This window comes from Streptomyces sp. NPDC048361, assembly GCF_040651795.1.
Taxonomy (GTDB): Bacteria; Actinomycetota; Actinomycetes; order Streptomycetales; family Streptomycetaceae; genus Streptomyces.
In genome coordinates, this window is sequence record NZ_JBEZKW010000003.1 from 161,452 (window position 1) to 172,999 (window position 11,548).

Annotated in this window: 7 protein-coding genes and 2 tRNA genes; 7 read left to right on the forward strand and 2 right to left on the reverse strand. The window is 73.7% G+C overall.

What is annotated here, in order from left to right; translation table 11 throughout:
* Window positions 1-23: 23 nt before the first annotated feature.
* Window positions 24-4,619, reverse strand: coding sequence for a PAS domain-containing protein (locus AB0D31_RS03100; protein ID WP_362716180.1), 4,596 nt, complete (start codon window positions 4,617-4,619; stop codon window positions 24-26).
* 161 nt (window positions 4,620-4,780) lie between these two features.
* Window positions 4,781-5,218 carry an SSI family serine proteinase inhibitor gene (locus AB0D31_RS03105; protein WP_362716183.1) on the reverse strand — a complete coding sequence of 146 codons (438 nt, stop codon included), beginning with the start codon at window positions 5,216-5,218 and terminating at the stop codon, window positions 4,781-4,783.
* A 237-nt stretch (window positions 5,219-5,455) separates the two neighbouring features.
* Here AB0D31_RS03105 and AB0D31_RS03110 point away from each other — a divergent pair.
* The 7 genes from AB0D31_RS03110 to AB0D31_RS03140 all read left to right on the forward strand — a co-directional run bounded on the left by AB0D31_RS03110 (window position 5,456) and on the right by AB0D31_RS03140 (window position 11,500).
* Window positions 5,456-5,549 (forward strand) — tRNA-Ser (locus tag AB0D31_RS03110).
* A gap of 291 nt (window positions 5,550-5,840) precedes the next feature.
* Window positions 5,841-5,913: transfer RNA gene (locus AB0D31_RS03115), tRNA-Arg, on the forward strand.
* A 415-nt stretch (window positions 5,914-6,328) separates the two neighbouring features.
* Window positions 6,329-7,228 carry a DUF2797 domain-containing protein gene (locus AB0D31_RS03120; protein WP_362716186.1) on the forward strand — a complete coding sequence of 300 codons (900 nt, stop codon included), beginning with the start codon at window positions 6,329-6,331 and terminating at the stop codon, window positions 7,226-7,228.
* Window positions 7,229-7,440: 212 nt separating this feature from the next.
* Complete coding sequence (locus AB0D31_RS03125; protein WP_362716189.1) at window positions 7,441-7,785, forward strand: antibiotic biosynthesis monooxygenase; 345 nt, start codon at window positions 7,441-7,443, stop codon at window positions 7,783-7,785.
* 148 nt (window positions 7,786-7,933) lie between these two features.
* A complete protein-coding gene (locus AB0D31_RS03130; RefSeq protein WP_362716192.1) occupies window positions 7,934-8,800 on the forward strand; it encodes an amidohydrolase family protein in 867 nt (288 codons plus the stop codon).
* 188 nt (window positions 8,801-8,988) lie between these two features.
* Window positions 8,989-9,729, forward strand: a complete 741-nt coding sequence (locus tag AB0D31_RS03135) for a response regulator transcription factor (RefSeq protein WP_344371109.1) — start codon at window positions 8,989-8,991, stop codon at window positions 9,727-9,729.
* 64 nt (window positions 9,730-9,793) lie between these two features.
* Window positions 9,794-11,500, forward strand: coding sequence for a HAMP domain-containing sensor histidine kinase (locus AB0D31_RS03140; RefSeq protein ID WP_362716282.1), 1,707 nt, complete (start codon window positions 9,794-9,796; stop codon window positions 11,498-11,500).
* Window positions 11,501-11,548 lie beyond the last annotated feature (48 nt).

Here is an 11,548-nt window from a genome sequence, read left to right on the forward strand (position 1 = left end):
CCACGATGGCCCGCCGTCATGTGCTAATTGGTGCCGATTTTCGCCAGAAGGTCCACGATGCGGCCCTGTACCTCGCCGCTGGTGGACCGTTCCGCCAGGAACAGGACCGTCTCGCCGGACGAGAGTTTCGGCAGCTCCGCCTGGTCGATGCCGGCCGAGGTGTAGACGACCAGCGGGGTGTGGTTCAACTGCCCGTTGGCGCGCAGCCAGTCGACGATTCCGGCTCGTCGGCGGCGTACCTGCATGAGGTCCATCACGACGAGGTTCGGGCGCATCTGGGCGGCGAGCGTGACCGCTTCGGAGTCGGTGGCGGCGCGGGCGACCTGCATGCCGCGCCGCTCCAGGGTCGCGGTGAGGGCGAGCGCGATCTCCTCGTGCTCCTCGATGAGCAGCACGCGCGAGGGGTGCTGCTCGCTGTCGCGCGGCGCGAGCGCCTTGAGCAGGACGGCCGGGTCGGCTCCGTACGCCGCCTCCCGCGTGGCCTGCCCGAGCCCGGCCGTGACCAGCACGGGGACCTCCGCCGCGACCGCCGCCTGACGCAGCGACTGGAGCGCGGTACGGGTGATCGGACCGGTGAGCGGGTCGACGAAGAGCGCGGCCGGGAACGCGGCGATCTGCGCATCGACCTCCTCGCGGGAGTGCACGACGACGGGCCGGTAGCCGCGCTCACTGAGCGCCTGCTGGGTGGAGACGTCGGGCGCGGGCCACACGAGCAGCCGGCGCGGATTGTCGAGCGGCTCGGGGGGCAGCTCGTCGTCGACGGGCTGCGGCTGCGGTCGGTTGGCCACCTCGACCGCGCCGCCGGGACCGTCGAGCGGCTGGGGCCCCTCGGCGCCCTCGTCCGGCGCCCCGATGGCGTAGGCACGGCCCTGGCCCTCCGAGGGGGGCGAGGGGAGCACGGGGTGCGGGCGCGCCGGGGCTTCGACCGGCCGCTCCACACCCTCGGGAGGCGTGCCGAGCTTGCGGCGCCGCCCGCTGGGCTGCCCGGCCTGGGTGGCGTGGGTAGGCGTCGGTGCCGGAGTCGGTACCTGCCCCTGGGCCTGGGCCTGGGCTTGGGCTTGGGCCTGAGCTTGGGCGAAGGGGGTGCCCTGCCCGAGCGCGCGCACGCTGAACGCGCGGCCCTGGGTGTCCCCTGCAACGACCGGGATCCCGCCGGGCGGCGTCTCGGCGGGCAGCGGCTGCCGGATGGGCCTCGCGGGCCCGGCCACGCTCTGTCCGCCGAGCGCCTGCGCGGATCCCTGCGGCGGTACGGGGCCTGCCGCGCCCGATGCCGCGACCGCGCGAGCCGCCCACTCGGGCTGCTCCGCGGGATGCGGCTGAGGCGGGGTGTGCTCGGCCAGGGGGTCGCCGGGGGCTGGGTTCTGGCGGTCCGGGGCGGTGCGGGCCCCGTTGCGACCCGGGGCGCCTGCGCCGGGGGCGGCGGCGGGCCCGGCCTCCATGGCCTGGGCGGCTGCCGGGTTGGGGCCGGCGGGGTTGAGGCGTGCGTTCGCAGATCCGGCAGATCCGGCAGATCCGGTGGGTGCGGAACCCATGGGGTGCGCGGCGGGGTTGGGCCCTGTAGGGCCTGTCCCCCTCGGGCCCGAGGGAGCCGGGCCTGAGGGAGCCGGGCCCGAGGGAGTTGGGCCTGAGGAAGTCGGGCCTGCACCTGCCGGGCCCGAGCCCACGGCGTCCGGGCTGAGTGGGGCGGTGTGACCGGCGTGCGGGGGAGTGGCGCGGTCGGCGGGGTTCGGCCTTGAGGCCGGGTTCAGAGGGCTGTCCGAGGCGGAGCCGACGGGAGTCTTGCCCATCGAGACGGGCCCAGTGGGCTGAGCACCCAGGGACCGAGCGGCTTCGGCGGGCGCAACTCCCGTGGCGCGGAAGCTTGTTGAGCCGTCACTCACGGGTCCAGCGCCCATGGGGCGAGCGCCCATGGTTTCCATGCCCAGGGGTCCAGCGCCCACAGGTCCATTACCTACGACGGGCTCAACTCCCAAGGTCCCCACGGACTCGGGACCCGACGCACCGGCACCCACCTGGCCGGCACCACGCGGGCCCGGACCTGAGCCCGAGTCCGCATCCGACTCCGACTCCGACTCCGAGCCCACGCGGCCCGTCCCCAGGGCGCGAGCACCCGCAGCGGGTACGGAGTCGTGGCGTCCCGGTGCCGAGACATCGGACGTGTTGAAGGCCGGGGGCGCCGGGTGCGGGGCGCGGTCGGCGTCGGCGGGCGGCAGCGCGAACGCCATCCGCACCGAGCCACCCTCCTGACCATGGGCGGAGCCGGCCGCTGAACCACCCGCAGAGCCGGCCGCAGCGGCGCCGGCCGGCGCGGATCCCAACGCTCGCCTGGCCCGTCGCCCGATCGGCTCGCCCCCACCATCGCCGGAAGCGGGAGCAGTAGCGGCACCAGGGGCAGCACCAGCAGCACCCTGGGCGGCACCGGAAGCGGTGCCCTCGGCACCACCCGGCGCGGGCAACGCGCGGCGGGCACGGCGTCCGGTGGCGTCGTTCGGCACGCCCTGCGGCGGCACGGTCTCGCCGAGCGCGGCCCGGCCCATGCCGGAGGACTCGCGGGCGCTCTCCGCACCGGTGACAACGGATCCCTCGGAGGCCCGGCCGCCCCCTGCCTGTCCCCCGCCCTGGCCCAGAGCCTGCCCGGCTGTCTGACCGACTGCCTGACCAAGTGCCCGTCCGGCTGCCGGACCGACCGCCTGCCCAGGTGCCTGACCAGTCGCCTGCTCGGCCGGGCTGGGCCGGCCACGGCGCCGTCCCGAACCGGACGCGGCCCCGACGGCGGAAGCGTCGGCGCCAGTGACACCGCCCGGGGCCCCGCCGCTCCCGCCGTCACCGGTGTTCTGCTGGGCCGGAATCCGGGCTCGGTCACCGTCCGGGCCGCCGTCGCCCTCCCCGGCGCCCGAGCCGGAACCGGAGCCCGAACCGGACTCGGCGCGTGCCCGGCGGCGACCGGTCGGGGACTTCTCGTCGGTGACCGGGCTCTCCAGGAACGCGTCCATCGACGCACGCCGGCCGCGCCTGCGTCCGCCGCCGTCCTGCTGCGCGGGCAGCAATGCTTCGTCGGGCCGCGGGGCCACGGGCGCCTCGACCGTGCCGGCGCCCGCGCCGAGCGGCACTTCCAGCACGTACGCGGAACCGCTCATGCCCGGCACGTCCACGGTCTGCAGGACACCGCCGTGCGCCTTCACGATGCCGCGCACGATGGGCGCGTGGACCGGGTCGCCGCCCGCGTAGGGGCCGCGTACCTCGATGCGTACGACCTCATCGCGCACGGCGGCCGCGACGACGACGGTGGAGTCCATGTAACCGCCGGCGGCGACGGGCGCCTTGCCGGTGGCGTCGACGCCTGCCACGTCCGCGATGAGGTGGGCGAGGGCGGTGGAGAGGCGAGGGGCGTCGACCTCGGCCTCGATCGGCGGGGTGTGCACGGCGAACTGGGCGCGCCCGGGCCCGATCAGCTCGACGGCGCCGTCGACTCCGGCGCCGACCACCGAATCGACCAGCACCTTGGTCTTCTTGAGCTCCTCGCCGCCCGCGTCGAGCCGCTGGTAGCCGAGGACGTTGTCGACGAGCGTGGTGATGCGGGAGTAGCCGGCGGCGAGGTGGTGCAGGACTTGGTTGGCCTCGGGCCACAACTGGCCCGCGTCGTCGGCGGCGAGGGCCGCGAGCTCCTGGCGCAGCTCGTCGATCGGCCCGCGCAGCGTGCCGCCGAGCACCGAGAGCAGCTGCTGGTGCCGGGCGGCGAGCGCGTCGTAACGCTTGGTCTCGCGCTCCAGGACCTCGGCGTGCTTGGCGGCCTGCTCCTCGTAGGGGCGGCGGTCGGTGAAGGTCATGACGGCGCCGACGAGCAGATCACCGTCGCGCACCGGCGCGGTCGTCAGGTCGACCGGCACCTTGGCGCCGGACTTGGTCCAGATGACCTGCCCGCGCACCCGGTGCTTGCGCCCGGACTTGAGGGTGTCGGCGAGCGGGCTGCCCTCGTACGGGAACGGCTCGCCGTCCTCGCGGGAGTGCAGCACCAGGGGGTGGAGCTCCTGCCCGCCGAGGTCGCTGGCCCGGTAGCCGAGGATCTGCGCGGCCGCCGGGTTGACGAGCACGACCCGTCCTTCGGTGTCGGTGCCGACCACGCCCTCGGCCGCCGCGCGCAGGATCATCTCGGTCTGGCGCTGCGAACGGGCCAGCTCCGCCTCGGTGTCGACGGTGCCCGAAAGGTCCCGTACGACCAGCATGAGGAGTTCGTCGCCCGAGTACGAGCCGGGGCCGCCGCCGCTTCCGTAGGAGGCGTACGCGTCCCGGCCGTCCTCCAGGTTGGCGCTGGTCACCTCGACCGGGAACTCGGTGGTGTCGGTGCGGCGCGCCACCATCCGGGTGGGCTTGGTGCGGCCCTGGTCGTCCTCGCTCTCGGGCCGGCGCATGGAGCCGGGGATGAGCCGGGAGTCGAAGGAGGGCAGCAGATCGAGAACTCCCCGCCCCACCAGCCCCGTACCGGGCGCCTCCAGCATTTCCAGCGCGACGGTGTTGGCGTTGACGACCGTGCCGTTGCAGTTGACGAGGAGGAGCCCGTCCGGAAGGGCATCAAGTATGGCTGCGAGGCGAGCAGCGCCTCGGGATGGCCTGCTGCTCACGACGACGCTTCCTCCCTGAACCACTGCACCTTGCGGCCTGTCACTGGGAGGGAGTCTAAAGGCTGCGGATGCGCGAGCGACGGCGGATGAGGGGGAGCTCTCACCAAGGTTGTGTGACTACGGCGTACGCGGGGCGGTCGCGGGGAGCCGTACGGGGTCTCCTACCTGGCGCTCGGCAGCACGGGCAGCATCTTGTCCCACCGCGAGATCTCGCATCCGTTGGAACGGTTGTACGTCGCGTCGACGGGCCGTCCGGCCCAGGTGCCGGTGATGTGGGCGGTGGCGGGCCCGCCGTAGATGAACGTGCACATCTGACCCTGGGGCACCGGCGCGAAGGTGTCCTTTCCCCAGGTCGTGACGGAGTCCAGCTTGTCGCAGGCCTGCTGGGCCCGGGGATGGGTGCCGCCCGCCGGGTGGCATTCGAGGGTGTACGTCCCTTCCGCGCCCGGGTTGTCCGTGATGGTGACGGTGAGCCGGTCCTCCGTCTGGCCGCCGCCGAGCAGCGGCAGCGGAACGGGCAGGGGGCCGGCGGAAGCGGCGGGGGCGGCGGCCAGCGCGGCGAGCGAGGCGGCGGCGGTGACGACGAGGCGGCGCAGCATGGGACGCGTATCTCCAGGCGTGTGGACGGGCTTTCGGCGACGGCTCCCCCTCCCAGGTCTCCCTGGGCTCCCGAGGACTAACGCGCGGCGACGCCGGGCGTTGCGCCGCGCGACGAACGCCTTTGCTCTGGCGCCCATCTGCCTAGTACCGTGGGGTGCGATTGGTGACGGCCCGCAAGGCTGTGTCATCATCTGCACGCACCACTCGCGCGAGCCCGGCTCGAACGACGGTGTGCTGGAGGCGTCGCCTAGTCCGGTCTATGGCGCCGCACTGCTAATGCGGTTTGGGTCTTAAAGCCCATCGAGGGTTCAAATCCCTCCGCCTCCGCCAGCACCACCCGAAGCCCCGGCCCCACAGGCCGGGGCTTCGGCCATTCCCGGACCCGGCCGAGCCTCCGGCCCACGCCGAGTGGCCGACCCATACGCGCCGAAGCCGCGCAGCGCCCCCCGAACGGCGGTTTCCGCCGTCCCCCTGCCCGCGCCCGCCGGGCCCGCAATCCCTCACGCAGAGGCATTTCCGCAGGTCAGCGGCGGTGAGGGGAATGGATTTCGCGTCACGGCGCAGGTCATGTAATGTTGTTCTCGCAACGCCGACGGGGCAGAAAAAACCCCGGAAGCACAAGCACTCGTAGCTTAACGGATAGAGCATCTGACTACGGATCAGAAGGTTGCAGGTTCGAATCCTGCCGAGTGCACACAGGTGAGAGGCCCCGGACATCGCGTCCGGGGCCTCTTGCGTTGAGGCGTGCGGGAGTGAAGTGCGGCGACGGTGGACGTCGTCGGCGAGGGGATGGCGTGGCCGGCGCCGCAGCCGCCGCGCGACTGGCGGGCGGGCCGGGTGGGCGATGGGGTTATGGGGGCAGCGCAGAGCTAGGGGGAACGCCACGCCATGAGCAAGTAACGGCGCTCCCGCCCCCGCACACGCCGGCCCCGGCGGCCTGGAAGCCCAGGGGCCCCGTAGCGCCGGCGCCACCGGTGGCTCGCGAAGAGCAGGGCCCCTGGGTTTCTCCGGAGCGGGCTGCGGCGCAGAGCCCGGCAGCGGCGCCCGTGCGGTGATCGCGTACGCGGTGACCCGGCGCGTTGTCAGTGGGGCCCGGTAGCTTCGGGAGTGTGGCTCAGGTCTGGTGGTGTTCCGGGGTTCGTTGGGGGGTGGGCGGGGCTCGGCTCGGGTGGGGGGAGGGGCGGGAGAGTGCGCTCGGGTTCGGGCAGGGGATCGCGTTCCGGGTCGTGGGGGCGCGGCGCTGTGTGGGGGCTCGGGGGAACCCCTGTCCGGTGGCCGCGTCGGTGCCGGGGCGCAGTACGCAGGCGCGGTGCGGGGAGTGTGCGCGGCTCGACCGGGTGCACTCCGTCGCCGCCGACACCTTCCTCGACGATCCGCGTACCTATCGGGTCTACCTCGCCTGGTTCGGCAGCGGCATGGTCAAGGTCGGGATCACCGCCGAGGAGCGGGGCCCGGCGCGGCTGCTCGAACAGGGCGCGGTGGCCTTCGGCTGGCTCGGGCGCGGGCCGTTGATGGCGGCCCGGCGCTGTGAGGAGCTGCTCAGGGCCGCGCTGGGGGTGCCGGACCGGATCGCGTACGCCGACAAGCGGGCGGTACGGGCCCGGCTTCCCGGGGTGGCCGAGCGTGCCGCCGAGGTGGCCGAGCTGCACGCACGGGCCGTCGCGCTGGCCGGCTGGCCCGAGACCCTGGAGCGGCTCGACTGCGAAGCCGTCGATCACACCGAGGTGTTCGGGCTCGCCGGGCTCGCACCGGCCTCCGGTGTCGTCGTGGAGCTGGTGGACGGCGGCGTCGTGGCAGGGCGGCTCGTCGCGGCCGCCGGGCCCGATCTGCACCTGGACATGGCCGACTCCGGGATCGTGGTGCTCGACACGCGGCTCATGCGGGGGTGGGGGCTCACGGCGGTCGGCAGCGACGAGGAGAGGGGCGGTTCGGGGGGCACGATCAGCGTTCCCGTGCGCGAGGTGTCTCGGGATGCTCGGGGTAATGGGGTGCAGGACCAGTTGTTCTGACCGGCCCTGACCCGGCCCACCTCGGTCCCACCCGGCCCTGACCCGGCCCACCTCGGTCCCACCCGGCCCGCTCCGGGGGATGAGAGGGGGCACCCGGGGGCATCCCCAACCTTCCCCGCCCCCAGGGCCCCTCCGCCGCCCCCGCAATACCTCCCGACTCCTTCCTGGAAATGATCTGGACACCGCCGCCGCTCGCGCACGAGGGTGGTGGCATGAGCGATCACGTACAGGGGCCGATCTCGGGGCTGGAACCGCCTTACTACGCCGTGGTGTTCACCTCCCTGCGGACCGAGGGCGATCGCGGGTACGGGGGAACCGCCGACGCGATGGACGAGCTGGTGCGGGAGATACCGGGTTATCTCGGGCACGAGAGCGCCCGTAACCCCGGGGGCCTCGGGATCACCGTCAGCTACTTCCGGGACGTGGAGGCCATCACCGAGTGGCGCGGCCGCGCCGACCACCAGCAGGCGCAGCGGCGCGGACGGGAGCAGTGGTACGAGAGCTACAGCGTCCACGTCGCCAAGGTCGAGCGCAGTTACGGCTTCGAACGTGGGTGACGGCGGGGCGACCCCACGGACGACGGGGCCGGGGGCCGCCCCCGCAGAAGCCCCCACCGGTGGCACCGCACAAGCCGGGGCCGCCCCCGAAGGAGCCCCCGCCGACGGCCCCCCGCAAAACGCGGCCGCCCTCCGCGAGGGTGCCCGGGTGCGCGCCTTCTGGGGGCGGCTCGGGCTGCCCGGGATCGTCGATGTGCACACGCACTTCATGCCCGAGCGCGTCCTCGCCAAGGTGTGGGAGTACTTCGACTCCGCCGGCGAGCTGGTGGGCGGGGTCGAGTGGCCCATCACCTACCGCGAGGAGGAGGCGGAACGGCTGCGGCTGCTGCGCGAGGAGTTCGGGGTGCGTGCGTTCACCTCGATGCTCTACCCGCACAAGGCCGGCATGGCGCAGTGGCTCAACGGGTGGGCCGCCGGGTTCGCCACCAGGACCCCGGATTGTCTGCACACCGCCACGCTCTATCCCGAGCCCGGTGTCGATGACTATGTGCGGGAGGCGGTCGGCGCCGGGGCGCGGGTCTTCAAGTCCCATGTGCAGGTGGGGGGTTACGACCCCTGCGACCCGCTGCTCGACCCCGTCTGGGGGCTGCTCGCGGAGGCCGGTGTGCCCGTCGTCATGCACTGCGGGTCGGGGCCGGCGCCGGGCAAGTACACCGGGCCGGGCCCGGTCGGCCGGATGCTCGCCCGCCACCCCCGGCTGCGGCTGATCGTCGCGCATATGGGGATGCCGGAGTACGCCGACTTCCTCGACCTCGCCGAAACGTACGGCTCGGTCATGTTCGACACGACGATGGCGTTCACCGACTTCAGTGAGCGGAGTGCCCCGTTCCCCGCGGTGGAGCGGGGCCGGCTGCTCGATCTGGGCGAGCGGATCCTCCTCGGCACCGACTTCCCGAACATCCCGTATCCGTACGTCCACCAACTGGACGCCCTGGAGCGGCTCGGACTCGGCGACGACTGGCTGCGGGCGGTCTGCCACGACAACGCGGCCCGGCTCTTCGCGCTGGACAGGTGAGGCCCGCTCGCCCCGAGGCCCGGCCGTCACCTTCGCGAGTGGCCCGGCCGTCACTTGCTCACGGCGCCCGGCCGTCACTTGCTCACGGCGCCCAGCCGCCACTTGCTCAAGACTCAGCCGCCACTTTCTCAGGGAAATCACAGGAACGGGCAAGGTTGTTCTCACGGCCCCCTCACAGGGTGAGCCCCATGACCGTTACCTCCTCGCCCCAGGGGCGGACCGAAATGCTCAGGCCGGACGGGAGCCCCGTCCGTGTGCTCGTCGTGGACGACGAGGCACCCCTCAGTGAGCTGCTCTCCATGGCGCTGCGCTACGAAGGCTGGGAAGTGCGCAGCGCCGGCGACGGGGCCGGGGCGGTGCGGGACGCCCGCGAGTTCCGACCCGACGCCGTGGTCCTCGACATCATGCTGCCCGACATGGACGGGCTCGCCGTGCTCGGCCGGCTGCGCCGCGAACTCCCCGACGTTCCGGTGCTCTTCCTCACCGCCAAGGACTCCGTCGAGGACCGGATCGCCGGGCTCACGGCGGGCGGCGACGACTATGTCACCAAGCCGTTCAGCCTGGAGGAGGTCGTGGCCCGGCTGCGCGGCCTGATACGCCGCTCGGGCACCGCGGCGCTGCGCAGCGAGTCGGTACTGGCCGTCGGCGACCTCACGCTCGACGAGGACAGCCACGACGTCACGCGGGGCGGGGTCAACATCCACCTCACGGCGACCGAGTTCGAACTGCTCCGCTTCCTCATGCGCAACCCGCGCCGGGTGCTCAGCAAGGCGCAGATCCTCGACCGCGTGTGGTCCTACGACTTCGGCGGCCAGGCCAACGTGGTCGAGCTCTACATCTCCTACCTGCGGCGGAAGATCGACGCCGGACGCTCGCCGATGATCCACACGCGGCGCGGTGCGGGGTATCTGATCAAGCCCGGGGAGTAGGGGCGAGGTGGGGAGGTTCCGGCGGCCCTGGTCGCTGCGCACCCGGCTCGTCGTGTCGGCGGTGATGCTGCTCGCGGTGGTGGGCGCCGTCATCGGCACCGTGACCGTGCTCGCGATGGGCGCCAACCTTCAGAACCAGCTGGACGCCCAGTTGAAGGGCGCGCTCGTACCCGGACGGATGGGCGGCCACGACGCGCCCGGCCCCGGCTCTTCGTCCGGTTCCGGCTCCCGGGCCGGCTCCGGCTCCCCGTCCGGATCGGCCACCGCCCCCACCAGCACCACCCCCACCGGCCGTATCGACTTCGTCGTCTCCCGGCCGGGCCAGCCGCTGCACTCCGTGGCGGCGGGGCCCGGCACCGACGGGCGGATCACCGGCGCGCAGGCCGTCCGTCCCGAGCGTCAGGGCGAGGCCCGCAGCGCCGCGCTCTCGGCCGCCCAGACCGGGGCCCTGTCCGGCGTGCCCAGGGACGGCCGGGTGCACTCCGTCTCGGTGCCCGGGCTCGGCGACTACCGGGCGGTGTGGGACGGCGACGGCAACTTCGTCATCGGCTTCCCCACCGACGCGGTGGACTCCACCGTGCGCACCCTGATCATCGTCGTGATTTGTGTGACCGCCGCGGGCCTGGCCGCCGCCGCGATCGCCGGCACCGCCATCGTCGGAGTGGCCCTGCGCCCGCTGCGGCGGGTCGCCTCGACCGCCACCCGGGTCTCCGAACTGCCCCTGCACAGCGGCGAGGTGACGCTGTACGAGCGCGTGCCGGGCCCCGAGGCCGACGCGCGGACCGAGGTCGGACAGGTGGGCGCCGCACTCAACCGCATGCTCGACCACGTGCACGAGGCGCTCAGCGCGCGGCAGGAGAGCGAGACGCGGGTACGGCAGTTCGTCGCCGACGCCAGCCACGAACTGAGGACCCCGCTCGCCTCCATCCGCGGCTACGCAGAGCTGACCCGGCGCGGCCGCGAGGACATCGGGCCCGACACCCGGCACTCGCTCGGCCGCATCGAGTCGGAGGCGGCCCGCATGACAGGCCTCGTCGAGGATCTGCTGCTGCTCGCCCGCCTCGATGCCGGACGCCCGCTCTCGTACGAGAGCACCGATCTGTCCTCGCTCGTCGTGGACGTCGTCGACGACGCGCACGCCGCCGGCCAGGACCACGCCTGGCTGCTCGAACTGCCCGCCGAGCCCGTCGCGGTGCGCGGCGACCACGAGCGGCTCCAGCAGGTGTTCGTCAATCTGCTCGCCAACGCGCGTACGCACACCCCGCCCGGCACCACGGTGACCGCCCGGGTCGAGCCGCGCGGGTCCTGGGTCCTCGTCGAGATCGAGGACACCGGACCCGGCATCCCGGCCGAGCTGCTCCCGCATGTCTTCGAACGGTTCGCACGCGGTGACGCGTCCCGCTCCCGCAACGCGGGCTCCACCGGGCTCGGGCTCGCCATCGTGCAGGCCGTCGTCGCGGCGCACGGCGGCCGGGTGAGCGTGCGCAGCACCCCCGGCAGGACGGTGTTCGCCGTCCTCCTGCCGGCCGTCGACTCCGCCACGGCCGTTGCGGCGGGTGCGGGGGGTGCGGCACGGGGTACGCCAGGGGGCGGCGCCCCCTCGACTGCGCCGCCGGCTACGACGGTGGGCATCCCCTCGACTGCGCCGCCGGCTACGACGGCGCGCATCCCCTCAACGGCGCCGCCGGCTACGACGGCGGGCGCCCCCGTGACCGCGCCGCCGGCTCCCGCGGTCACCGCCACGGCGGCTCACAGGCCCGGCACAGCCTGACCACACAGGTGTGACAGCGGGGCTCGCGAGGGTCGTCGTATGCGAACC